The 25,385-nt window shown below is 66.0% G+C and carries 12 protein-coding genes; 2 read left to right on the plus strand and 10 right to left on the minus strand.

Annotated elements, in window-relative coordinates:
- Positions 1-35: 35 nt before the first annotated feature.
- Together FIV34_RS12620 and FIV34_RS12625 are read right to left on the minus strand one after the other, a co-directional pair.
- Positions 36-737, minus strand: coding sequence for a pseudouridine synthase (locus tag FIV34_RS12620; protein ID WP_139983278.1), 702 nt, complete (start codon positions 735-737; stop codon positions 36-38).
- Positions 734-1,807 carry a class I SAM-dependent methyltransferase gene (locus tag FIV34_RS12625; RefSeq protein WP_425462921.1) on the minus strand — a complete coding sequence of 358 codons (1,074 nt, stop codon included), beginning with the start codon at positions 1,805-1,807 and terminating at the stop codon, positions 734-736. The genes FIV34_RS12620 and FIV34_RS12625 overlap by 4 nt, the downstream gene beginning before the upstream one ends.
- A gap of 128 nt (positions 1,808-1,935) precedes the next feature.
- Between FIV34_RS12625 and FIV34_RS12630 the strand changes: the two genes are divergently transcribed.
- Positions 1,936-2,757, plus strand: a complete 822-nt coding sequence (locus FIV34_RS12630) for an alpha/beta fold hydrolase (RefSeq protein ID WP_139983280.1) — start codon at positions 1,936-1,938, stop codon at positions 2,755-2,757.
- A gap of 4 nt (positions 2,758-2,761) precedes the next feature.
- Here FIV34_RS12630 and FIV34_RS12635 read toward each other — a convergent pair whose 3' ends face one another.
- Positions 2,762-4,315 carry a protein adenylyltransferase SelO gene (locus tag FIV34_RS12635; protein WP_139983282.1) on the minus strand — a complete coding sequence of 518 codons (1,554 nt, stop codon included), beginning with the start codon at positions 4,313-4,315 and terminating at the stop codon, positions 2,762-2,764.
- Positions 4,316-4,436: 121 nt separating this feature from the next.
- Between FIV34_RS12635 and FIV34_RS12640 the strand changes: the two genes are divergently transcribed.
- Positions 4,437-5,063: a hypothetical protein gene (locus FIV34_RS12640; protein WP_139983284.1), complete on the plus strand. Its 627-nt coding sequence runs from the start codon at positions 4,437-4,439 to the stop codon at positions 5,061-5,063.
- On the opposite strand, the gene FIV34_RS12645 is transcribed toward FIV34_RS12640, so the two are convergent.
- The 7 genes from FIV34_RS12645 to FIV34_RS12675 form a co-directional block, all read right to left on the minus strand.
- Positions 5,048-6,724 (minus strand): putative bifunctional diguanylate cyclase/phosphodiesterase, encoded by a 1,677-nt coding sequence (locus FIV34_RS12645; protein WP_139983286.1) that lies wholly within the window; start codon positions 6,722-6,724, stop codon positions 5,048-5,050. The genes FIV34_RS12640 and FIV34_RS12645 overlap by 16 nt on opposite strands.
- A gap of 115 nt (positions 6,725-6,839) precedes the next feature.
- Positions 6,840-8,072: a substrate-binding domain-containing protein gene (locus FIV34_RS12650; protein ID WP_170207623.1), complete on the minus strand. Its 1,233-nt coding sequence runs from the start codon at positions 8,070-8,072 to the stop codon at positions 6,840-6,842.
- A gap of 124 nt (positions 8,073-8,196) precedes the next feature.
- Positions 8,197-9,033 carry a type II secretion system minor pseudopilin gene (locus FIV34_RS12655; protein WP_139983290.1) on the minus strand — a complete coding sequence of 279 codons (837 nt, stop codon included), beginning with the start codon at positions 9,031-9,033 and terminating at the stop codon, positions 8,197-8,199.
- Positions 9,023-9,673, minus strand: coding sequence for a prepilin-type N-terminal cleavage/methylation domain-containing protein (locus FIV34_RS12660; RefSeq protein WP_139983292.1), 651 nt, complete (start codon positions 9,671-9,673; stop codon positions 9,023-9,025). The genes FIV34_RS12655 and FIV34_RS12660 overlap by 11 nt, the downstream gene beginning before the upstream one ends.
- A complete protein-coding gene (locus tag FIV34_RS12665) occupies positions 9,670-10,074 on the minus strand; it encodes a type IV pilus modification PilV family protein (RefSeq protein WP_139983294.1) in 405 nt (134 codons plus the stop codon). Before FIV34_RS12665 ends, FIV34_RS12660 begins: the two co-directional genes overlap by 4 nt.
- Before the next feature lie 97 nt (positions 10,075-10,171).
- Positions 10,172-11,500 carry a substrate-binding domain-containing protein gene (locus tag FIV34_RS12670; protein ID WP_170207624.1) on the minus strand — a complete coding sequence of 443 codons (1,329 nt, stop codon included), beginning with the start codon at positions 11,498-11,500 and terminating at the stop codon, positions 10,172-10,174.
- A 281-nt stretch (positions 11,501-11,781) separates the two neighbouring features.
- Entirely contained in the window at positions 11,782-25,371 is a 13,590-nt protein-coding gene (locus FIV34_RS12675; protein ID WP_139983299.1) for a filamentous haemagglutinin family protein, read from the minus strand.
- Between the last annotated feature and the right edge of the window lie 14 nt (positions 25,372-25,385).

Consider the following 25,385-nt stretch of genomic DNA (forward strand, 5'->3'; position numbering starts at 1 on the left):
GGATACTGCACCCCGCGTGCAGGGCGCGTCCACAACTACCCGCCGAACAGCGTGCGGACGTCTTCCGGGGTGAGCAGGCGCCAGGTGCCGGGCTCAAGGCCGCCCAGGGTGAGGCCACCCACGGCCATGCGCTCAAGGGTGACGACGTGGTTGCCGACGGCGGCGAACATCCGGCGCACCTGGTGGTAACGGCCTTCGGTCAGCGTCAGCCGCACGTGGCGCGTGCCGAGCACCTCCAGGCCAGCGGGTTCCAGCGGATCCTTCTCGCCTTCCAGCATCAACGTGCCTGCGGCGAACAGCTCACCCTCGTCACCGCGCAGGTCTTCCGCCAGCGTGGCTTCGTACACCTTCGCCAGCGCGCTCTTCGGCGAGATGATCCTGTGCAGCAGCGGGCCGTCGTCCGTGAACAGCAGCACGCCGGAGGTATCGCGATCCAGCCGGCCCACGGTGGACAGCACTGGATTGCGCACGCCGAAGCGCGGCGGCAGCAGGTCGTAGACGAGACGCCCGACGTCCTTGCGCGAGCAGGTGTAACCGGTGGGCTTGTTGAGCATCAGGATCATGCCCTGCGGGGGATCCAGCGGCTCGCCTTCGAAGCGCACATCGGCGTGTTCCACCTTGTCGTCGGCGTAGAGCACGTCACCCGCGGCATCCGTGACGGCGCCTTCGCGGAACAGCTGGGCCACCTGCTTGCGGCTGCCGTAGCCGAGGTTGGCGAGGAGTCTTACCAGTTTCATGAGCGGGGTTCCCTGGCTTCGATCACCTTGAACCCATCGCGATCGACCACGGTGCGGACCTGCGCGAAGCAGGCCTCCAGCGTGGCTTCGTACGCGAGGTGGCGGTTGGCGACCATCCAGAAGCGGCCACTCGGCGCCAGCGCGCGGGCAGCGGTAACGATGAAGGCGCGGCCGAGTTCAGGCTGGTCGGCGCGGCCCTGGTGGAAAGGCGGGTTGGAGACGATGACGTCGTAGCGGCCGTCGATCCCCTGGGTGACGTCATGCCAGGCGACGCGCGTGGCGATGGCACGGCCACTGCGCGCCACGGCGGCTTCGATATTGAGGCGCGCCGCATCGAGCGCCCTGCCCTCGGCTTCGAACAGCGCCACCTCGGTGACACCGGCGCAGCGGTCGATCACTTCGCAGGCGAGGTATCCGAAGCCCGCGCCGAGGTCGGCCACGCGTCCGTGCAGATCCGCAGGCAACACGCTGGCCAGCAAGGCGGAGGCGACGTCGACGCGATCCCATGCGAACAGCCCGCGACGGCTGACGAAACGACCATCGGCGATGGGCAGCGGCGCATCCAGGGCAAGCCAGTCCGCGAGCAGGGTTTCATCCGCCGTGGCGTCTGGCCGGGTCCAGAAGACGCGGCATTTATGCTTGGACACCTGGGTGACGCCACCGGCCAGCAACGCCAGATCGGACTCGGCGGTCTTCGCCCCTTCCGCGTTGGGCACGCTGGCGACGACGATGCCCTGCGGTGAACGCAGGCGCATCGCGTGGGCGAACAACGCGCGCGTTTCTTCACGCTGGCGTGTAGGCAACACGAGGATCCGCTCGAACGTGCCAGGGTCCGCGGGCGGCGCGGGAATCACCGTGTAACGGTAGCGGGCAAGGGCATCCGCCGCGGGCTTGAAGGACTGCTGGAGCACCCAGCCGGCGCGGCTGTGTTCGCGCAACGCAAAGCCTTCGCGGGCGCGCAGCATCAGCACGCCGCCCTCGGCCGGCAGGCGGAGGTCGCCGATGGCGAAGGGAACGAAGAGCGCTTCAAGCGCGGCGTCGGAAGCGGTACCGGCGGACACGGCGGGGATCTCGGGAGGGCCTGGAACCGCCTATTCTACCGTTTGTACGCCATGGGCAGTTTTTGTCCAATAACGGCGCGCGCCCAGCGGCGAGACTCGGGATTCCCGACATCGCCCCCCCGCTGGAGAGCCATCCCATGCCTTACGTACGCGTCAAAGACGGCACCGAGATTTTCTACAAGGACTTTGGCAACGGCCAGCCGGTCGTGTTCTCCCACGGATGGCCGCTCAGTGCGGACGCGTGGGATGCCCCGATGATGTTCATGTCGAACAACGGCTTTCGCACCGTCGCGCACGACCGCCGCAGCCATGGCCGGTCCACGCAGACGTTTGACGGCAACGACATGGATACCTACGCCGACGACCTGCACGCGGTGATCGAGGCACTGAACCTCAAGGACATCATCCTCGTTGGCCACTCCACCGGTGGTGGTGAAGTCGCGCACTACATGGGCCGCCATGGCACAAGCCGCGTCGCGCGCGCGGTGCTGGTCGGCGCGGTGCCGCCGTTGATGCTCAAGACCGAGAACAACCCGCTGGGCCTGCCGAAAGCCGTGTTTGACGGCATCCGTGACGGCGTGTGGGACGACCGCTCGCAGTTCTACCGCGACCTCAGCCTGCCCTTCTATGGCTACAACCGCGAAGGCGCGAAGGTCTCTGAAGGCGTGCGCGAATCGTTCTGGCTGCAAGGCATGCTTGGCGGCCTGAAGGGCCAGTACGACTGCATCCGCGAGTTCTCCGAAGTGGATTACGGCCCGGACCTGGACAAGATCGACGTGCCGGTGCTGCTGATCCACGGCACGGACGACCAGATCGTGCCCATCGACGCAGCCGCCCGGCAGGGCGTGAAGCGCCTGAAGAACGGCACGCTGAAGGAGTACCCCGGCGCACCGCACGGCCTGGTGACCACGCGGCAGGACGAGTTCAACGCCGACCTGCTCGCCTTCGCCCGCGGGTAAGCCTTTAGCTGCTGCAGGAAAGCATCGAACACCCCACCCGGTCGCGCGCCCATTCAGGCCGGCGCGCGGCCAGGTGCTCTCGGCCAGGCTGTTCGTCGTACGGATCACGCAGCGTGTCGAGCAGCTCGAGCACGCCGCTGTTATCGCCCTGCTCCGCCTTGTCGATCGCCTGCTGGGCGAGGTAGTTGCGCAGCACGTAACGCGGGTTGCTCGCGTGCATCAGCGCCAGCCGTTCGCTCTCGCCCGTTTCATCCTCACGCACGCGCGCCGCATAGCGGACCAGCCAGGCCTCGAGCGAGTCCGCCACGGCCACGCGTTGCGCGTCGCTATAGAACGCCGCGCCGACCACGCCCGCGTGCGGTGCCGCCACGTCCAGCAAGGCCAGGTCGCGATAGAAGATCGTCATGTCCATGCCGCCCGCGGTGAGCACGCCACGCAGGTCGCCCAGCAGGGCTTCGTCGCCTTCGCGCCCGTGCATCAGGCCGAGTTTTGCGGCGCCATACGCGGCATCGGTCGCTTCGAACACCTCGACGTAGTGGTCGAGCCCCGCCTGCAACGCCTCCGCACCGTCGAACAATGGCGACAACGCCTGGGCCAGGGCCTGCAGGTTCCAGTAACCGATCCGCGGCTGGTGGCCGAAACGGTAGCGGCGATGCATGCGGTCGGTGGTGTTCGGCGTCCAGTCGGGGTCGAAGTCGTCCACCCAGCCGTAGGGGCCGTAATCGATGGTGAGGCCGAGGATCGACATGTTGTCGGTGTTCATCACGCCATGGACGAAGCCCACGCGCATCCATTCGGCCATGAGCCGCGCGGTACGCGCGCACACCTCGCGGAAGAACGCGGCATGGCGTTCGCCGTCCGGCAGCGCGGCAACCACCGGGAAATGCGTGTGGATGGTGAAGTCGACCAGCTGGCGCAGCAGCCCGGTATCACCCCGCGCCGAAGGCAGCTGGTAATTGCCGAAGCGCAGGAAGGTGGGCGCCACACGACAGACGATGGCGCCTGGCTCGGGTGCCGGGTGGCCGTCGTACATCACGTCGCGGACCACGGCGTCACCGGTGGCAACGACCGAGAGGGCTCGCGTCGTCGGCACGCCCAGGTGGTGCATGGCCTCGCTGCACAAGAACTCACGAATGGACGAACGCAGCACCGCGCGGCCGTCGGCGCCGCGGGAGTACGGGGTGCGGCCGGCGCCCTTGAGCTGGATTTCCTGGCGGCCGTCGTGCGCGGTCAGGATCTCGCCCAGGCCAATGGCCCGGCCGTCGCCCAGCTGGCCGGCCCACTGGCCGAACTGGTGGCCACCGTAGGCCATGGCGTAGCCGGTCATGCCCGGCAGCGTGGCGTTGCCGGCGAAGATCTCGGCAAAGTCCGGGCGGGCCGGGTCGATCCCGAGCATGGCGGCCACGTCGGCAGCCACGGCCACGGTCCGCGGGGCGGCCACGGGGGTCGGTTCCACCCACGAAAACGCAGCACCGGTCACCTGGCGGGGCGCCAGGTGCGTGTCGGGGTCGGCAGGCAACTGATGGACGAAGGCGTTGTCGAAACGGGGAGATGTCATCGGGCAGGCAGCTGGGGCGTTCCCATGGATATCCGGGCGAACCCTGAGGGGAACAAGGTGGGCCCCGCGATGATTCGAAACCGTGCACACTAGCGCCCCTGATTCCCTGCCAGCCGCCCGCATGCGCCTGTTCCTTGCCACTGCCGCCCTGCTCTCCGCGTTTGCCGCCCTGCCGGCCGCCGCGGCGGTGCCCCCGCGCAGCGACAAGACGCTGGTGGAGCTGATCGAAGGCACCATGGCCACCCTGCCCAACGCGGTGGACCAGCTGGCGGCGAAGGTGCCGGGCGGCCTGCACGCCACCCCGGATGCGCCCTCGCAGATCGTCCGCAGCATGCCCTTCGTCACCCGCGACGGGTTCCGCGTGTCGGCCCTGGAAGTGCGCGGCTTCAACGAAGGCGGCGACGTGCCGATGGCGCGCTTCACCTCCATCCAGCTCGAGCAGCGGCCCTGCTTCACCCGCCAGGACATCACCGAGCACTTCCACGTGGCCAGCTCGGAAACCAACCTGCCGACCGCACCGTCGATGCTGCCGAACCGCTACATGATGATGCAGATGCCCTGGGGCCGGCTCTCCTTCGGCACCTCGCAGGAAAGCGGTGGTTGCGTCATCGCCATCGTCGGCGATGCGACGGGTGGCCTGGCGGGCGTGCAGTTGCCCCTGCCCCTGCCTCAGCCGACCTCGATGCCCGGCATGCCCGACCTGCGCCGCACCTGGCCGATGCCGGCCGGCGCTTACCCGGCTGAGTGAAGCGCGGGCACGGGCGGCAGTAACCCGGTGACGCGCTCGATCCGGTCTTCCGGCACGGCCGCCGAGAACAGGTAACCCTGGAGTTCGTCGCAGCCGGCGTCGCGCAAAAATTGCCGCTGGGCTTCGGTTTCCACGCCTTCCGCCACGACGCACAAGCCCAGCGCCGCGCCAAGGTTGGATACCGCGCGGACGATGGCCGCCGAGTCTTCCGCCAGCGGGGCCATCTGCACGAAGGATCGGTCGATCTTGACCTTGTCCACGTCCAGGTCTTTGAGCAGCGTCAGGCTGGAGTAGCCGGTGCCGAAGTCGTCGAGGGAAATCCGCACGCCCGCCTTGCGCAGGCGCTTCAACAGCCGCACCGCCCCGCCATCCGCGTTGACGATGGCCGTCTCGGTAATCTCGAGCTCAAGCCGCCGCGCCGGCAGGCGCGTCTCGGCCAGGATGCCCATCACCGTATCGGCGAAGCGGTCGTCGCGCAGCTGCACGGCGCTGACATTTACTGCGATGAACAGGTCGTCCACGCCACGCATGCGCGCGCAGGCCGTGCGCAACACCCACTCGCCCAGGCGGCCGATGAGGCCGGTTTCCTCGGCCACGGCCACGAACTGCACCGGCGGCACGACGCCCAGCGTCGGGTGACGCCAGCGGGCCAGCGCTTCCAGGCCTATCACGGTGCCGTCCACCGCACGGACCAGCGGCTGGTAGTGCAGGCTCAGGCCTTCACCGCTATCCAGCGCGTGTTCCAGCGCGGTTTCCACTTCGCGGCGGTGGGCCAGCGAGGCGTCCAGCGCGTCGGTATAGATGGTGTAACGGTTGCGCCGCTTCTTCGCCTCGTACAGCGCGCTATCCGCCTTGCGCGCCATCTCGCCGGAGGCCACGGCCTCCCGACCCAGCGTCACCACGCCGATCGAGGTGCCGACGAAGGCCTTGGCGGCCAGCACGTCGAACGGCGTGGCGGCCAGCGAAAGAATCGTTTCCGCCATGCCGTCCACGTCCAGGTCGCCACTGTCTTCCAGCAGCACCGCGAATTCATCGCCACCAATGCGGGCGACCACGTCGTTCAAACCGACGGCGCCGCGCAGGCGCTGGCCGAACTGGGTCAGGAGCTCGTCGCCCGCGAGGTGGCCGTAGGTGTCGTTCACCTTCTTGAAGCCGTCCAGGTCGAGGTAGAACAACGCCGAGCGCGCCGTCCCCTCCGCCGCGCGCGCCACGGCGGCGTCCAGGCGGCTGAACAAGGCGGTGCGATTGGACAGCCCGGTGAGGGCGTCGTGGCAGGCCAGCCAGCGCACATGGGCCTCGGTTTCGCGCAGTTCGCTGATGTCGGTCACCGAGGCCAGCACATGCGGCTTGCCGTCGAGTTCGATGCAGGTCTTGCGGGTGAGCAAGGTGCGGGCCCGCCCGAGACGGTCGTGCACGGCCTCTTCGGTTTCGATGACTTCGTGGCCGCGCAGGGCCGCATCGTCGCCGTGGGCGAAGCGCTCCGCCTGCTCGGGCGGAAACAGGTCGGCGTCGGTCTTGCCCAGGACATCGTCCGGCGTCACCCCGAAATACTCGCAACCGATGCGGTTGACGAACACCCACCGATGCGACGCGTCCCGCACGAACATGGCGGTCGGCATCAGCTCAAGCACTTTCGACCACCCGGCCAGATCCTGGATCACGCGCGCCCCCACGGTTTCCGATATAGGCCAATCTGCGACCCACGTCGTGACGTGGGTGTATGCATGGCCGTTTATCTGCGCGTCGGGGAGGCGCGAATGCACGAAGTCGGCAAGCTCAATTCACGCAGGTGTCCATCCGGGTCATGGTCATCGCCGTCGATACCAGGAATGCCGAGCCCGTGCCCGGCCCGACGGTCGCCGTGGCGGCCCGGATCGCCGGGTTCCATGGCGCGTAGAGCAAGGTCCGCACCCCGTTGAGTGCAACGGCACCGTTGTCCTGGCCGCTACCGGTCAGGTAGGACACCCCAAGAATGGGGTAACCGCTGGCGGGGGTCGCGTAGGTCGTCGGATCGACCACGCCGATACAGCCGGTGGCCGGGACCACAGGGACCCAGCCCGACGTCCCCATCACAACATCCCATGTGATGTTCACCGGCATCGGATTGCCCACGTCCATCGGATCGTAGGCGACACCATTGCTTACGTTGACTACCTTGGCGACATCCGCGCCGGCGAGGACACTGTCGGTGGCATCCGTGAAGCCCAGCGCACCGACATTGCCCAGGATGTAGTTGACGGCGTTCGCATCCCCCGCCACGCCGACCGATCGCCCGTAGCTGGGAAAGTATGACGCGGCCGCGGTAGCAAAAGCCGCGTCGGTCTTGAACTGGTTGGCGACGTTGAGGTGCTGCGCGCCGCACATCGCGGAAAGGTGGTTCGTGAAGTTGTAGGACGTACCGTTGGCTTCCGAACGGTACACGATGGTGATTGGACCCGTCGGCGGCGCCATCCCCGGCATGATGGTCAGCGCCGAGGCGAGCTGCGGGTCCGTCCATTGGTTGATCTGGCCGGAAAAGATGCGGCACACCTGAACTTCCGTGAGCCGCAGGGAAGTCACATGTGGCTGGTTGAACGAGATCGCGATGGAGGTCACCAACGAAGGAAACTGCACTGGCGATTTCGTCCCTCCGCGATTTGCCTGGTACGTGGCGTAATCCGTCGTCGTCAACGGGAGGTCGGACGCCACGAAATGCGGTTGCGTCAAGCCGGTGCTGCCGAAGCCAGAGGGTGTGCCAAGACAGGGATTGTTGACCGGATGGGAAGGGTCACCCTCGAGGATCTGCTTGCCTGTCCCGGTGCCCGTCGGGCAGTAGGTCGACGCGGGGTTCCCCGCGGCGGTGTAGGCGCCAAGCAGCGACCCCGTGCCAGGGGTTTGCAGCACGAGCGACGTATCGCCCGTGTATGCCAGCAACGGTGCCGTTGCCCCGCCACCACGCAGCACCTGGGCGGCGACGGCAGGTACAGTGAGTGCGAGCACGACGCACGCGATCGTTTTGACGCGAACCATGGGGATGTCCTCGCAGGCATGCCTCCGGGCAGAAGGCCCTTCCGACATCGCTCGCCCACATGACCCGGTGATGCCGGTGGCGTGTCGGCGAACATGGCAATCCGGTGATTTCGGCAAGCGAGGGTCAACCGCGGGGCACGTCCTGCCAGCGCAACACCGTGTAGAGCGGCAGACGGGGGTTCGGCGTGCCCGTAAGCTGGCTGAGGCGTACGGTGGCACGAAGGGTCACGGACATGCCCTCCGCGACGCCCTTCGACACGATCGTGATGGTAGGAGAACCTGGCACCCACTCAGCGACCGCATCGCCCTGCGCCTGGCCCGCCAGTGTAGCACGGACCAACGGCGAAGCATAGAACGGCGCCGGCTTGGTACGCCCCGACCAGATCGTTAATACCGGCTGCACCCGGGCAAACAGTCTATCGTCCATACCCAACACCGACTGCAGTTCATCAATGCTGGGAAACGGCGCCTGCCGTGGCACGTACGCGCGGCCCGCCGCACGGTAGCGTGCCATGCTCTCGGCATCGGGCACACCGGTTTCACTTCGCCATGCGACCACTTCGGCGGCGAGGTCCACGGCTTTCGCAGGATCATCGCCAGCCTGGGCGAAGAGCGCAGCCAGTATCGTGGGGTCCGCCCGGTTCAGGTCAACCTTGCCGATCTCATCCTCGACGACGACCGTCACGCGCGCGCCGTCCAGCGCAAACTCGAACGGCTGGCCATCGCCTATCCAACGCACGCCCTCCAACGGCTCACGTGCCTCGCGGCGCTGCTCGTAGACGTCGTGGATGGCCTTCATCACCCCCGCCTCCGCCGCGTACCGTGCCTTCTGCGCGGCCATGGCGTAACGCCCCTGTTCGCTTTCGAGATGCGCCAGGGAAGCAAGGCCGCCGACCAGGATGGCGAGCAACGTGCAGGCCCACAACACCACCAGCAGGGCAATACCGCGCTCACGGTTCATTGGGGTCTTCCTTGCCGAGCACGCGACCGATCGCGCCGGGCTCAAGCGCCCAAGGGCTCTGCCGTGGCGAGACGGCCAGGACCGGCCACGCGGCCTCGTCCTTGCCTTCAGCGCGGATCTCGATCAACGCAGGCAGCTGCGAACGTTCGCGCCAGTGCTCCATGCGCGCGCCGTCCTTATCCACGAACCGGAACGAAAGGCCATGCATGCCCTCGACGAGGGGCTCGGGATCCATGGATGGCAGCGCGCCGGCAGAGGTTGGCAAGGGCGCGAACATCACCTCGACCCGTTGGTCGCCCTCTTTGCCAACCACGATCTTCACCGTGATGACCTGCATGCCTTGCTTGCCCAGGTAGCCCGGTAACGGCGCGACGAAGCGCAGCCGGTCCGGTGATCCGTCGAACACAACGGGCACCTCGTTCTTGTCCAGGACCCACGGCAGCGCCGCCGCTTCGGATAGTTCACGCCGCAGGAACTCGCGTGCACCGCGCACCGCATCGAGGCGGTCAATGACTGCCGTACCGCGGCGCACCGCCATGGAGCTACTGCTGACGCCGGCATAGACCCCGAGCAGAAGAGTCGCCAGCAGGGCCAGCGCGGCAAGCACTTCCAGCAAGCTGAAGCCCGCGTGCCGCGTCATTCCGGTTCGCCTGTTGTCGCGGCAGGCGCAGGGATCGCCGTCTCGAGCTTCAAGGTCGTGAACGACAGGCGTGCCGGTCGCGCCGCCTCTTGCCAAGATACATCGAGCCTCACCCTGTAAAGGCGCAACTCGTCGGGGCCGCCGGGCAAACGCTCGATACCCATCCGCCAGTCGTAGCCACCCTCGAAGCGACCGCTGGTCGAGCCCTCCGCGAGCGGTTCGGTGTGGCCGAGGGCCTCGAGCTTGCTATCGACCCACATCGCTGCCTGGTCACGCGTCCGCACCATCGACGTTGCATGCAGCGAGCCACTCGAAATCTTCATGAGCGTACCGAACACGATCGCCAGCAGCAGCATGGCCGCGATGGTTTCCAACAGGCTGAAGCCACGTTGACGCCGCACCCTTGCCTCCGGTTCTTACTTTTCGACGTTTTGCACGCGGAAAAGGGAGGGGCTGGCGCCCCTCCCTCCTGTCGCTTCCCTTCGACGTCCCGCTTCCTTAGTTGACGACGCAGGTATCCAGGCTCGAGATCGCCGGCGAGACCGAGAGGAACGACAGGCCCGTGTTGGTGCCGATCGTCTTGGTCTTGGCCTGCAGCCCCGTGGTGGGGGTGGCGTCATACACGCCGAGCAGGATGCCCTTGACATTGGCGAGCTGAGTGCCATTGCCGGTGCGGTTGCCGAGCAGGTAGGACACGGCCACGATCGGGTAGCCAGCCGCCGGGGTGGCGTACTTGGCCGGGTCGACAACCTTCACGCAACCCGCAACGACCGGCGTGCTCGGCAGACCGGTCAGCAGGGCACGACCGCCCGCACCGAGCGTGGCGCTGATGACCATGTCATCGGTGGTGGCGACCGGCAGCTTCGTGCCGCCGTAGGTGGCCGGGCTGGTCTGGCTGCTATCGACGTCGTTCTTCAGCGAGGCGATCTGCGCACCCGAATTCACCGAGTTGGCAGCTTCCGCATAACCGATCGTGCCGGTCGTACCGACCACCGCGTCGACGACGCCCTGGTTGCCCGAGGCAGCCGTGCTCGACGAGTAGTTGGCGATATACGCGGCGGCAGCGGTGGCGAACGCCTGGTCCGTCTTGAAGTTCGGCGCAGCGCCATTGGCATGGAAGCCGTTCGCACCGGTCGGGTCGACGACCGACGCCGTACCGCACTTGGCGGTAAGGTGGTTGGACAGCGAGAACGACGTGCCGCTACCGTCGGCGCGATAGACGACATTGATGCCGGTGGTCGGAACGGTGGTGCCGCTCTTCAGCGTGATGGCCGAGGTCAGGCGCGAATCGTTCCAGGTCTTGATATCACCCGAGAAGATACGGCACAGCTGGTCTTCGTTGAGCTTCAGGGCGGTGATGTTCGGCTGGTTGTAGGCGATGGAAATCGCGCCGGACACGGCCGGCACCTGCACCGGCTGATGGCCGGTATCGGTGCGACCATTCTGGTAGTTGTTGTAATCACCCGTCGAGAGCGGCGAATCCGAACCCACGAAGTGCGGCTGGGTGAGACCCGTGCCGCCGAAGCCGACCGGGTTGGTCGACGGGCTCGGCACAACGCACGCGATCGCCACGTTGTTACCGTTGAAGTTGGCAAGCACGTTCTTGCCCGCGCCGCTGCCGGTCTGGCAGTACGAGATGGAGACGCTGCTGTGGGCAGCCGAGTACACGCCGAGGTACGACGTGGCGCTCGGGGTCATCAGACGGCTGGACGTACCGAAGCCAGCGTAACCCACCGCCGGCAACGTGGCACCGCCCGCAACGACGGTGGCAGCGTGGGCACCGGCCGAAGCCAGGCAGAGCAGCACAGCGCCCGCGATAAACTTCATGCGGGTATTTCCGGATGCATGACGCATGGTGTATCCCCTTGCATAGAAGCCCCCCAAGTGGGGGCCCGTGAAGCATCTGCTTGTGCGGTGACGCGAGCATGGCGTTGCGGTGTCGGCAAACATGCCTGTTTGATGACGCGGTTAAATCATGCGTAACGTACAGTTCTCGCTCGTGTGCCTCGCGTAACAATGCGTGTCATCACAACGCGCGTATCCGGCAAAGACAAAAGAAACGGGAGGGCAATGCCCTCCCGAAAGTCACGCACACACAGCCAAGATCCTCAGCGCAAGTTACGACGCTCCTCTGCAGTCAACGCGGCTTCGCTCGCGCTGTTGAGACGACCGCTCCCGAGCACCTGCACCGGGCTGGCCGCTTCCGGACGCAGGATGCTCGCACCGTTATTGCCGTCACGAAGAACGTCCACCGAGATGATCGATGGCACGCGATCACGCGCATCTGACTGCTGCTTGCGCACGACGTCTTCCGCGGCCTGGGTCGCCGCCGTGGCTGCGGCACTTGCCGCATTGAGCGCGCCAACGTTCACCGCCGCGGTAACCGGGATGCCGATCGTATCGCCGCTCACCTGGATGTTATCGGCGTTGGCAACACGTGCCGCCGCGATGATGAGGTCGCCGCCCTGCACGCGGATACCTGCATCGCCCGCATCCACGGTTCCGCGCGGCGCGATGAGCGACACGGTGCCACCCGGTGCGCCCTGGATCGTCTGCAGCGTGGCGATACCGGCGCCACTGACCTGGCCTCTTGCGTCCAGGCGGCACCAGGCATCGTTATCGCATATATAAACCGGCGGCGGGATTTCCGCCGTGGTCTTGGCACCCTGGCCCGCGTTGATATCGCCGTTGGAACTCCAGATGGTGACGTCACCGCCCTGCTCCGTGAAAATACGGCTCTGCGCGAGCAGTACGCTGCGGTCGGTAAACATGTTGATCGTGCCCTGTTCCAGCGTCAGCACGCCCATGGTGTTGGGGCCCGCCAGCACCGTACCGTTGCTGTCGGTCACCTGGGCAGGCGCCGAGGTGCTGCCGATGAGCGCCTGGCCACCGGGGCCGACGATGGTGACGTCGCCGCCCTGCTGGGTCTGGATCGTCGTGCCGCGGATATCGAGGTTGCCCGTAGTGATGGGTGACTGACTGCCATTGAGGCCGCCATCACCCGCACCGTTCGAGGTGTATCCAAGCGAGGCCGGGAACAGGGCATCGAGCGCCGCGTAGCCGCGCTTGTACTGGCCACTGAACGGGCTCGCCGGGTCGTTATAGTCGCGCCCCACGTCCGCCAGCATGTGGAACAGCATGTGCTCGGCGAACTGTCGCTGGACGTACTCAGGCTCCTTCGCCAGCAGCGCACAGGCCTGCTCCACCGTCAGCGAGATACTCGGCTTGTCCTGCACATACCCCGTGTCGACGACCGTGCCCTCGACACGACGCTGCATGAAGGCGACGAGATCCGCATCGAAGCTCCCGAATGCGTCCGCCGTATCAGGGGTATCGAGGTAACGCGACAGGAAGGCCTCGGTGGTCACGCCCGGGCCGACACCGAACGCGACGTTGACATCCGCGCCTTCGTGCGGGAGGTAAACATTGTAAAGGTTGCCTACCGACTGGATACCCGTGGGCGATTTTGCCTGGTTGACGTCTTGTGCCACTTCCAACTGTGAAGTGAGTGGGCCAATGTCACGGCCCGCTTCCACGAGGAAACTGCCCGGGCCGCCGAGCAGCAGGCGGCCGGCGAGCGCATACCCATTGGGATTGTACAGGTCATATCCAGCGTTCGGAGCGAACGATGTGTCGTAGATATCCCGGCCCGCGGCAATGCGCGTGATATCGGCGTCGTGGACGTGCTGTCCCAGGAACGAGAGGTTGACGATGTCACGGCCTGCGTAGATCAGTGCCTGCTTCGAGGGGATGATGGTGAGCGAGAGATAGTTGAAGCCGTTAGGTGCCGTCGTGCCGTCGGTAATATCCCCGTTGAGCGAGTAGATGCGCACGGGTTCATCGTCGGCTCCGTGGAGCGGAACCTCGTCGTGCGAAAACGCCGATGACGCACCCTCGTCCGTCGTTGGCGCAATGGGAAGGGTGGCACCGAGCCTCGAATCGACGGCTTCTGTTTTATCCGAAAGCCCAAAGACGGTACCCGTGCTGTCGTTCGCCGTCTGGCGTGAAAACGCGATATCACCGGTAGCCAACATGGAAAGATTGCCCTGCGCGGACGGATATAGGACGCCGTCCGTCAGTACATTGATGCCGCCATCAAGTGCCGCCATCGAAACCGTGGCCGGCAGGAACGGGCCAGCCTGGCCGCCGTTGCCGAAGATCGCCCCCGGCGTGAGGAGGCTGCCGAAAGTGATGTCGCCAAGGGTCGAGGTGATCGCGAGCGATGAGGCACTGCTGTAGGACTGGTAGTCGGCGTGCCCAGCCGGAAGGATGAACTGGAATGAGCTCCCTCGGTAGTACGAGGGGTTGTAGACGCCGCCGAGGTCCACGCCCTCCCTGGCATTCACACCCACCTGCGCATCCTGAAGCGCGATAAGCGTGGAAACCGGCGTCGCCGCAGGCCCGCTATTTCCGCCCGTGTAGCCTGTCGGCACGGCGGTCAGCGACGGGTCGGCGCCGATGGCGCCATCGGCGTCAATCCGTGCGATTCCGCGCGAAACGAAGTACGCGCCGCTCAGCACTTCACCGCCAGCGTGCACATCAAGGTTGCCTCCGCCCACCGTGGTGAAGGTCTTGCCATCGGCATTGAGGTACCAGGTGGTCGGGAGCGACACGGCGAGCTGCTTGATGTCGCCGCCGGCCTCGACAGACACGTTACCACCGACGCTCATCACGCCCTGCGCAAAGTTGCTGAAGTTGATCGACGAACGCGAGCCGTCAGCGGCGTTTCCGGTCTGCATCCACTGCCACCAGTACTGGGCGATGCTCGACCCCGCCTTGTCCTTGGTCACGCTACCGTCGGTATCCACCGGATTCTGCAGTGCGGCGATGCTCCCGCCGGCGTGAAGCTGGATGTCACCCGCGCCATCGGGGTTGACCACACCGGAGACCAGCATGTCGGGCAGATCCGCGTAGGTGAACGTACCGGATGTCGCCGGACGATTCACCGCGACGCCCGTGTCGGCGGTGGTGCCTTCCGAAGGCTGGCCAGCCGTGTATATCGCCGCCGGCGCGGCGGCGTCCTGCCAGCGGATGTCGCCCGCGGACACCACGTCGATCGAACCCGTTCCCGTGCGGATCGTGGTCGGGAACAACAGCGTCTTGCCTGCCAGGGGGCTTTTCGGATCGACCACCGTGGGATCCGTCAGCGTGTCCTTCACTGCGAAGTGACCATCGAGGGTCACATTGCCGCTACTGCCCGCCTGCACGGCCAGCGGATCGGCCGAGGCAAGGTCGGCGCCGGCAATAATCCGGAACGAGGAACTGGGCCCGGACAGGAGCGTGGCCGATGCGAACGACACGGGATTGCCCAGGCTGGGCATGTTCGACGGGCTATTGTTGGCGGCCGCCACAGGGATCGGTACCGTGGTGCCACCACCGCCGTTGTCACCACCGCCTCCCGACGCCACGTCGGAGCGCGGGGCGAAGGGCGCGTAGAAAATCTGCGTACCGAAACCGAAGGGGCTGCCGATGTTGTTGTAGACGTAGTTAAAGTACGTGTTGTGGCCGGTGATATAGGTCGCGTAGTCCGTGGTGTAGGCCGTGTAGTCCGCATCCAGCGGCTGCATCAACGGCGTCGGCGTGGTCTCGCGCGAGCCACGGATATTGTAGAAATTCCCCTCCAGCCACGTTTCGTAGGCTGCCGCATAGTCCGCGTACACCGGGTACGCCGCCGGATCCGGGGCGCCTGCGCCATTGGGTGCGTAAGTCAGGAAGCCCTGGCTGTTGGTGTTGACGTCGTTAAGCGCGTAGGCCCACTTCTGGTTCGTGCCATCGCCCACTTCGTCGATGTAACGGCCGTAGTTGGTGTAGTAGTTGGCCGACTGGCCGGTGAGCGGTGCCTCCAGCGCTTGCCAGTTGGGATCTTGGGTGAGGTCGATGTTGCTATCGGGGTTGCCCGCCGCTGCTTCACTACCGACCTTCAGGTTGACCTTGCCGTTGTTCCAGATACCCGCGGTATCCAGGTAACTTTCCGACGACTGGTACGCGGCCAGCGCCGAGTCGTACGCGGGATTGCCGCCCGTGCTCGCGGCATCGGACCGCGGTGCAAATGGTGCGTAGAAAATCTGCGTACCGAAACCGAAGGGGCTGCCGACGTTGTTGTAGACGTAGTTAAAGTACGTGTTGTGGCCGGTAATGTAGGTCGCGTAGTCCGTGGTGTAGGCCGTGTAGTCCGCATCCAGCGGCTGCATCAACGGCGTCGGCGTGGTCTCGCGCGAGCCACGGATATTGTAGAAATTCCCCTCCAGCCACGTTTCGTAGGCTGCCGCATAGTCCGCGTACACCGGGTACGCCGCCGGATCCGGCGCGCCCGCGCCATTGGGTGCGTAAGTCAGGAAGCCCTGGCTGTTGGTGTTGACGTCGTTAAGCGCGTAGGCCCACTTCTGGTTCGTGCCATCGCCCACTTCGTCGATGTAACGGCCGTAGTTGGTGTAGTAGTTGGCCGACTGGCCGGTGAGCGGTGCCTGCAGCGCTTGCCAGTTGGGATCCTGGGTCAGATCGATGTTGCTGTCGGGGTTACCCGCCGCTGCTTCACTGCCGATCTTCAGGTTGACCTTGCCGTTGTTCCAGATACCCGCGTTATCCAGGTAACTTTCCGACGACTGGTAGGCGGCCAGCGCCGAGTCGTAGGCGGGATTGCCGCCCGTGCTCGCGGCATCGGAGCGCGGGGCGAAGGGCGCGTAGAAAATCTGCGTACCGAAACCGAAGGGGCTGCCGACGTTGTTGTAGACGTAGTTAAAGTACGTGTTGTGGCCGTCGATGTAAACGCCATAGTTCGCCGAATACGCGTTGTAGTTCGCATCGATCGGCTGCATCAACGGCGTCGGCGTGGTCTCGCGCGAACCACGGATATTGTAGAAATTCCCTTCCAGCCATGTTTCGTAGGCTGTCGCATAGTCCGCATACACCGGATACGCCGCCGGATCCGGCGCGCCCGCGCCATTGGGCGCGTAGGTCAGGAAGCCCTGGCTGTTGGTGTTAACGTCGTTAAGCGCATACGCCCATTTCTGGTTAGTGCCGTTGCCAATCTCGTCGATGTAGCGATCGTAGTTCGCGTAGTAATTGGCCGATTGGTTCGTGAGCGGCGCCTGCAGCGCCTGCCAGTTCGGATCCTGGGTAAGGTTGATATTGCCATCCGGATTGCCGGCGGCGGCTTCGCTGCCAATCTTCAGGTTCACCGTACCGTTGTCCCAGATAGCAATCTGGTCCATGTAGGCCTGGCTTTCCTGATACGCCAGCAACGCGTCGCCGTAACCGTTGTCGCCCGTCGGGGGCGGATTGCCGGGATCGCCGGGATCGCCGGGATTGCCGGGATCACCCGGATCCGTGGGCGAAACCGGATCAGCCAGCACAGCACCGGTGTTCCGCTGGTAGAAGCCGTCGCTGATGCTGGCCCGGATATCGACATCACCGCCTGCGCGGAAGGTGAACACCGGGGCATCGGCACCGTACCGATAGGCGAGATCGATCGTGCCATCAGGCGCTGTGGTCCCCGCACCCAGGTTCCAGTTGGTAAGGATATGAATGGTGCCGGCGTCCACGCCGGAGCCGTCCGCCGGGTTAGACAACTCGACGCCGGGCCGCACATGGATATTGGCAATGGCGGAGTAGCGCCCCCCGAAGGCGAAACCAGGCTGCTCGATGAAGCCCATGAGCGTGCCCGGGCCGCTTGCCGCATCGGCGCCGGCATAGCCATAGAAGCCGGTATGGTCGGCGTTCGCCGTCGTCGGGGTGAAGTAGTTCCTGGTGAGGTAGTCCTTCAACTGCGCATCGTCGGCCGGTGCGGCGAGCACCTTGCCCGTGGCATCCGTCCAGGTGCCCGCGACCAGTACCGGCTTGCCATCGGCATCACGCGTATACCAGCCGGCCGGATCGATGATGCCGTCGAAATGCTGGGCGGCGTTCGTGCCGTGGTCCGCCGTGCTCCATACCGCGTACGGTTCAATGGTGACATCACGCGCACCGACCAGCGAGCGTGCGTTGTCCACCTGCACCGGCACGTCGCCATCGGCGAGCAGTGGCGCGCGGAAGCTGATGCGCCCGCCAGCGATGGGCGCGGTGGAACCACCCGATACATCGATCAGCGCGTTCGCGCCGACATGGATGACGCCGGCGTCTGCGCGCTGCACCAGCTCGTAGCCGTACGTGGGATCCAGGTTATCCAGGCTACCCTGCCCGGTGGTCCCGATAATGACATCGCCACCACGCTGTGCGGCGATGCTGCTGCGTGCCAGCACACTGCCCTCGATATCGACACCGTTCTTACCATACAGCTCGACATGGCCACCCACCGGCCCGGAGGCATCCACCGTGCCATCGATGCGTGTGGTGCCACCGTTAGCGCTGAGGTACACCTTCCCCGCCGTCAGCGTCTGACCCGAGGAAAGCGCGAGGTCGCCACTGCCGCTGCTGATGTTGAGCATGCCGGTCGCACCGGCTGCGGATGCCCGCTGGTTCAGCGCATCAAGATCCACCGAGCTGCCGGTGGCGTAGGTAAAGTACGCGCCGCGATACCCGCTGGCCGCGTGGCCATCGATCGCACCATTCAAAGCGACAGGGCCGGCCGCCGAAAGCGTGAGGCTGCCCGCGTCGCCACCCGCCTTGCCACCACCGAATAGCAGCGTCGCACCGCTATCAATGGTGACCGCGCCCGTGGCGGAGCTGATGGACAGGTTGCCACCTGGCGCATAAGCCTGGGTATCGAAGAATGTGCGATTGACGCCGGCAACGTCGAGCGTGCTTCCCGCATCCACGTGGACATCGCCATCCGTGGCGCGCAGCACGAGACCGCCGGCGCTCGCCTTCATGGCCATGCCTGCGTCGATGGAGCCGCCCTGCAGGGTCAGCGCTCCCCCCAGCGTATCCCGCGTCAGGCCGGTGCCTGCAGCGTTCTCAAGGCGCATCGCGCCTGTTGTCAGAAGTTTTGTGGATGCGCCGCTATCGGCGAGGAACTGGGGTGCGGTGAGTTCGACGGTAGCGCCGCCGAAATCCATGCCACCGGCACCCTGCCCGGCGAACCCCGAGGTAGCGGTCCCGCTGAACGCGGAGAAGCCGCGTAGCGAGCTGCTACCCGCGCCGAAGTCCACTTCGTCCGCGGCGACGCGGAACACGCCGCCCCCTGGGGTCGTGGCCTCGCCCTGGGAAGCGCCCAGCGCGTTGCCGAAACCGAGCGTCGCTGCCTGCACGGTCACATCGCTTCCATCACCGACGAAGGCGCCCGCATCGAGCGTCAACGCATGGGCAAGGGATACAGCGACATCACCAAGGAAATCCATCTCGCCGCGGCTGCGCAGCGTGACTTCGTTAGCGCCGCGGAACAGATCGAGCGTGCGAGGGCCAAGGACCAGGCCATCATCGCCACCATCGACGCCCGCGCCGACGAACGCGATACGGTTGGCGCTCGCATTGATCGCGGTTCCGCCAAGCTGTGCATCCTCACTGACGCTCATGCGGCCGGTGGCGTCCAGCGTCAGGGCGCTTCCGCCCTGCACGTTGGCACCCGCGCCGATCGACAAGGCTCCCGTCGGGGTTCCCGCCGGGCCATCGAAGCCGGTGACGTCGTGGCGGATCACCGCAGCGGTGCCGTTCTGCGAAATACGCAGTAGCGCGCCATCGCCCGACACGGCCGGCGTGGCCTGGCCATTGGTATCGACGCCGGCATCGGCACCGAAGACCAGCGGCTGGCTGCCCACGGGGTTCGTCGCGCCCGACGCCAGCAACGCGCTGCCAGGTGCGAGCACGATGCCATTTTCGCCGGCCTGGTCACCGCGGGCGACCAGCATGATTTCCTGGCCGGAGAGCGGATGCGCGGCATCATTGCCCAGCAGCACGCTGTTCGCCTGAATGGAAACCCGGTCCCCTTCGCCCGTCGTCGTCCGCGTACCGCCGAGCAGCAGGCTACCCGCGCCCAGTTTCGTCAGCTGGTCGGCTGAAACGCCGAGATAGCCGTCCTTCACCGTCGTGTCGCCACCGAGCACCTGGATCGCCTCGGCAGCGATATCCACCTGTGAATTTCGCCCGCCCTTGGCTGGCTCACCTGTCAACGCGAGGCCGAGCGCGAGGCTTGCGCCGGCATCGAGGGTAAGCCGACCGGCATCGGCGGCAACGCGCGGCGCCACCTTGCCCGCCTTGCTTGCCTGCGCGTCAAAGAACGTATCGGCATCGGTATAGGTGTATTGCGAGTACTGCCCCCACGTATCGCGCGACTGCACGATAAAGGTGGTATTGCGTGCATCGCGCGAACCGCTGAGCGCGTTGCCGAAGTAACCACTGACCGCGTAGCCGCCATCCGCCTGGCGCGATGCGCGGCCCAGGGTGCTATCCACCGCGGAGGTATCCTGCACCACACGGTACGCGCCTGGCACCTCGGCGTAGCGTGCCGGCAACAGTGTGTAATAGCCGGCCGGTAGCCCCGGCATGCCGGACAGGTACACCTGTTGGCCGACGGCGGGTGCGTCACCGCCCTGCGCGGCAAAGGCTGCGTCGTAGGCAGCAACGCTGGACTGCTTCCCTGGCAGGATCGCGTACACCGCACGGCCGTCCGCATACTGCGCCTTGCCCGATGTGGCCGAACCGTCCTTGGCGGCGTACTGGGCAAGCACGTCGCGCGAACCGCCGACGCCAGGCACCCATTCACCGGCCTGCAGCGAACCGCCGCCGGAGACGTCCACCGTCGCACCCGCATCGAGGGCAAGGTTCTGCCCGTGCAAGCCGATCTCCTTGGCCGGCGGCGCGACGAGGTCGGGTGTCGCCACACCCGCCCGGCCGTTGTAGCGCCATTCGGTACCATCGATCGTCGTGCCGTAGGGGACGATAAGGCCGTCGAGCGACACCGACGTCACGCTGCCGCTGGCCAGGTGTACCGATTGCGTGGCCACCAGCGGATGGAGGCCGGCATCGATGTTGAACTCGGCCGCCTGTCCGGCGGTGTCGCTGACACCGAGCACGAGCTCACCCGACGGCACACGGATCGTGCCGCCCTGCTCGATATGGTCGGCATCCAGCAAGAGCGACCCACCCGCGGACAAGGGGGTCTGCGATGCGCCGCCCGGATGCACCGTGATCGACGTCTCGATCGGCTTGCCATCGGCATCGATGGCGCCGAGCGCGTTGGCGACCACGGCGAACGTGTAGTTGGTGACCGGGTAGAGCTGGCCGGCCTGGAAATCCAGGTTTCCGGTCGTCGACAGTACGCCGGTGACCGGCTTGCCAGTCGCATCGTAAGCCTGTGCCGACGGCGCGACGAAACGGATATCGCCGGTGGCGTTGAATGCCGCGTTGGCCCAGCCACGCAGGGTGAGGTCACCGCCCATATCGATCGTGTTGGCATCGACAACGAGGCGACCTTCACCCACAAGCGCGGGGGCCGCGCCCAGGCCGAGCAGCCTGACGTACGGCGCCTTGATATACGCACGGCCTCCGTCGGAATCGATCGACAACACCTGCAGTGTCACGGAGCGCGTTGCCGCGAGTTCCACATCGCCGGCGAATACGACGGGCGTCGACTGTGACTGCGTAACGTCATCGGACACCGAACCCAGCGTGATGTCGGCGAGCCCCGCGTTGGCAAGGCGATCCTTGCCCACGTGCAAGACGCCGTTCGGTACCGTAAGATCCGGTGTCGTAGCACCTGCTTCGACAACGATGCGGGTGGCAAGCGGAAAGGGCTGGAGTGGGCTGTCAATGCCTTCGCCCCAGACGGCCAGGCTACCGCCATCGCCGTTGGCACTTCCCGCGTGCGCATCCACGGTGGCATCGCTGAACAAGCCCGCCGCGGCGCTCATGTTGATGCTGCCGCCGTTGCTCCAGACCGGCGATGGCGTGTAGGCCGTCGTCGAAGCGCGCAAGCCCGTCCCGGCGACGGGGAGGTCGAACGTATCCGCAGCGCCCGAAACATCGAGCAGCGCGCCTGTCCCGGCCACCACGTAGCCCGCGTTCGACGTCAGGTTGACCTGGCCGCCATCAAGAACGGTGCCCGTGCGCGGCACGATACGTTCGCCCACCGCTCCGGCGTCACCCGTGACCGGCGTGGCAAGCGCGTTGATGAGAGCGATCCCGCTGGCATCCAGGGTGGCATCGGCGCCTAGCGAGACATACGGTGTGATGGTGGGTTGCGGCGTACCACCATTGAGATTGCGGGTCCCTACCGTGATGGCACCGCCGTGGGCTTCTACCATGCCATCGACGAGGGTCGCCTGGGTACCCTGGAGCAACACGGTGCCGCCTGCGTCCACGACGACAGAAGCACCGGGGCCGACGCTCACGGTGCCGGTGACACCGTCGTAGCTCGGCGCACCCTGTTCAGGATGCTGCACGTTCAGTCGCCACGAAAGGAAATCACCCGACGTCAGGGCAAAGCCGGGGCCATGGCCAGCGCTCGTATCACGCGTCGCCCAGCGCTGGTAAGCATCGAGTGTCCCGACATGACTCTGCCCCGCGGTGTAGATATCGCCGTTGGACGCCAGCGACCGGAGGGCGTCGATATCCGCAATGATGTTGTCGCGCTGCACGGTGACATGCGTCGCTGCGGTGACCGTGCCATCCGTGATCGCGTTGAGCTGGTAGTTGTCGAAGCCCTTGCCGGCGAAGAAACCCGGATCGAGCCAGAGGCCATTGGCGTTCACCAGGTCGTCGGGCGATCCACCGATGCGGATCTCCGCGGCCTGGAGGGCAAGCGTTCCACCCCCCGCGAACCCATCACCGGCGATCGTGCCGCCGAGCAGTACCCGGCCCTCCGTCAAGGCCAACGGCGGGATAGCGCTGCCAAAACCAATGGCATCGTTCGCGCCAGGCGTGGCGTAGGTCTTGATCGATACATCGCCACCGTGCCCCACCGGCACGCCATGATCCAAAGCGACATGGCCCTTGGTATCAACGTAGCCACCGCCGGAGACATCCAGCAGGGAGCCGGACTGGAGGACGATGGAGCCGGTGCCATCCTGCCTGTTGGCTTCGTCGCCCAGGTAGGCCTGCTTCGTCGCCAGGGATATCAACCCGCCATTGATGTAGCGGTCACCCTGCAATGTATCGCCGCTCCGTCCGGCATCGTTCACCCAGAGGCCGCGGGTGCTGAGCACGGCCCCGTCGGCGACCGTGATATCGGCGGGCGAGTAACCGTCCGCATCCGTGGCCTGCCCCGGCGCGACCACCGGTTTGCTCGTGGACAGGCTTATCGAGCCCGCAGGCGCACTGATCTTGCCGTCGACATCGATGCGCGCGCCGGCGATGGTGACGCTTCCCCCAGGCTGAACTGCCAGCGTGCTGTCGCTACCGACCACCACTGCGGACGATGAGCTGAGCGAGACGTTGGCAAAGCCTGCCTGGCCGAGCAAGGCGCTCGACAGGACCAGCCAGTCGCGCGGATTACCGACCGGGCCAACGACGCCTGCCACGGCGTCCTCGACGTCATCCCAGGTCGTGTCTTCGTCGACCCCGTTTCCCAGGACCAGGGACGTCGATTGCACGCTCAGGCCCTTGCGGCGCGCGCCAACCGTGAGCGCGGAGGGAATATCGCTGAAGATGAACCGGCCGCCATCGGGTTGGGAGCCATTGGCTGCCTGGCGAACGCCCGTGGTCGCCTGGGCCGAGATATCGCCATCCAGTGCCACCGCGTCGGACGCCTTGACGGTGAGCGCACCGGCATCGGCACCCTGCACGAACTCCTCGCTCCAGCGGCGGGTACCGGCCATGATCGGCGAGTGGTAGGTCTGGCTCACGCCCCAGCGCGCGTGGTCGGCGGTGAACTGGCCTGCGAAACCGACATAGGCAACATCGGGGTCCGCCGACGAGATGTTGTGGATCAGCCCATCCGCGCCCAGCAGGTTCGGCGTGGTCACCCAGCCCGCCTGATAGGCAAGATAGCCGCCATCAAGCGCCAGCCGCGAGCCATCCCTCGCGATGACCTGGGTGCCGTCGAGCGTAATGCTGCCGCCTTGCGTGAGCAGCTGCGAAATATCGCGCGGCACATTTTCGACGTAGCCTGCCACGTTCAGGATTGGGCTCCCGATCCAGTCGAGGCCATCGGCGCGCGTGCCCGATATGCTGCTGTCGACGACAAGGTTCTTCTGCGTATACAGCGCACTGTTGCGCAGCAGCGGCGAGTTTGCCAGCTCGTTCTGTCCCACGCGCGGAATGGTCACGAGCAAGGCCGACATCGGAAGTTCGACATTGGCCAGGCCGGAAACATCGATGGTGGCGCCGCTATCGATATAGACGCGGCCGTCCTCTGACGTCGCCGCCAAACCAGGACGGACCGCCCTCAGCGTGACGTTGCCACCCGGGGCTTCGATGAGGGCACCGCCCGAAAGCACCACCTTCCCGCCAAGCACGTTGACCGAGCCCGTGGTGAAGGCCGCATCGGCTGCCGCGCTCGATGATGTCGTGGTGCCATCCTTCTCCGGAAGGATGGCTGTCACGGAGCCCGGGGCGAATGAGGCCTTCCCTGCGATCTGGAACTGGGTACCGTCGCGTCCGGCTTGTCCCCGGCCCGCAAAAATGGAGATCTGCCCAGGGTGCGCAATGCTCGTGGATGCCACGAGCACACCCGCCTGGGAGACATCGGTGCCGTGCAGCTCGATCGTGCCGCGCCGCGCCTGCACGAGACCGGTATTCACCAGCGTGTTGCGTACGTCGGATGACGACTGGTCCGGATCATATACGGACAGCGGCGCATTGAGACTCGCATTTCCAAGCCGCGTGGTCGCCGCGAGGATCGCCTGTCCGTCATCCGCGATGATCGAGCCGGCATTGGTCACATCCGGCGCGGCCAGCAGCACGAAGCCCTCTGTTCCGGACGAGATCGATGCCCCCTTCTCGACTACGACGGCGTGCCTGGCATCGTCAGTGAAGGACGCGACCAGCAGGTCGGCACCCGGCCGGTTGAGGCCTTGCGACAGGAACACCTGGTTGCTCGCCTGCACATCCTCGCTGAAGAGGCTAAGCGAGCTCGCGATAAGCGAATGCGTATTTACCTGCGAGCCGGCGCCAAACACCACGCCGTTGCGGTTGAGCAGGTACACCGTGCCCTCGGCCTTCATCTGGCCGAGGATCTGGCTGGGTTTGCTGCTGGGATCGTTGACCCGGTTCAGCGCGATCCAGTCGTTGGCCCCGCCGGCCTGGTTGCCCGCGCTCTGGTTGAAATACAGCGTGGTGTCCTTGCCGACGTTGAAGCTATCCCACGTGAGGATGGCCTTCTTCGCCGTCTGCTTCACTTCCACCGTGTGCTTCGTGCCCGCGACGGTATCCGTCGGTGCGTTGGCGTTCTGCCACAGCGACGGATCCGTGCTGATCCCGGCGGCCGGCTGCAGGCCGCCCTGGGCCAGGCCGTTGGGTACGTTCGATACCAGCTGCGCGGCGGCGGCCTGCGCATCCTTCTGCTGCTGCATCTGCGCGGCCAGCGAGGCAGCCGCGTTATTGAGGTTGGTGATCGACTGCTGCACCCGCTGCTGTAGCAGCGCGCTGCCGGGCGTATAGCTCACCGTGTTGCCGTTGCCACCCGCCGGCTGCGACGGCGCCGTGGCGGCCTGCTGCTGCTTCTGGGCGAACCAAGCCGGGCTGAAGGCCGGTGGCGTGGCCGCATGCGCGACACTGCCACCGAACAGGGCCATGGCGATGAACTGGCACACGGCCCGGCGGCGAAGGGTCGGCCGCGGCGTCGGAACCGGGCGGCGGGTGGTGGCAGGCTGGTGGCGAACGATCATGGCAGGCCTCGTGA

It is taken from the genome of Luteibacter pinisoli, from assembly GCF_006385595.1.
GTDB classification, from domain to species: Bacteria; Pseudomonadota; Gammaproteobacteria; order Xanthomonadales; family Rhodanobacteraceae; genus Luteibacter; species Luteibacter pinisoli.

Bases quoted from the DNA above. Each gene is read 5' to 3' on its own strand.
- FIV34_RS12655 (WP_139983290.1), bottom strand. From the start codon at position 9,033: ATGAACCGTGAGCGCGGTATTGCCCTGCTGGTGGTGTTGTGGGCCTGC.
- FIV34_RS12640 (WP_139983284.1), top strand. From the start codon at position 4,437: ATGCGCCTGTTCCTTGCCACTGCCGCCCTGCTCTCCGCGTTTGCCGCC.
- FIV34_RS12670 (WP_170207624.1), bottom strand. From the start codon at position 11,500: ATGAAGTTTATCGCGGGCGCTGTGCTGCTCTGCCTGGCTTCGGCCGGT.
- FIV34_RS12630 (WP_139983280.1), top strand. From the start codon at position 1,936: ATGCCTTACGTACGCGTCAAAGACGGCACCGAGATTTTCTACAAGGAC.
- FIV34_RS12635 (WP_139983282.1), bottom strand. From the start codon at position 4,315: ATGACATCTCCCCGTTTCGACAACGCCTTCGTCCATCAGTTGCCTGCC.
- FIV34_RS12650 (WP_170207623.1), bottom strand. From the start codon at position 8,072: ATGGTTCGCGTCAAAACGATCGCGTGCGTCGTGCTCGCACTCACTGTA.
- FIV34_RS12675 (WP_139983299.1), bottom strand. From the start codon at position 25,371: ATGATCGTTCGCCACCAGCCTGCCACCACCCGCCGCCCGGTTCCGACG.
- FIV34_RS12660 (WP_139983292.1), bottom strand. From the start codon at position 9,673: ATGACGCGGCACGCGGGCTTCAGCTTGCTGGAAGTGCTTGCCGCGCTG.
- FIV34_RS12620 (WP_139983278.1), bottom strand. From the start codon at position 737: ATGAAACTGGTAAGACTCCTCGCCAACCTCGGCTACGGCAGCCGCAAG.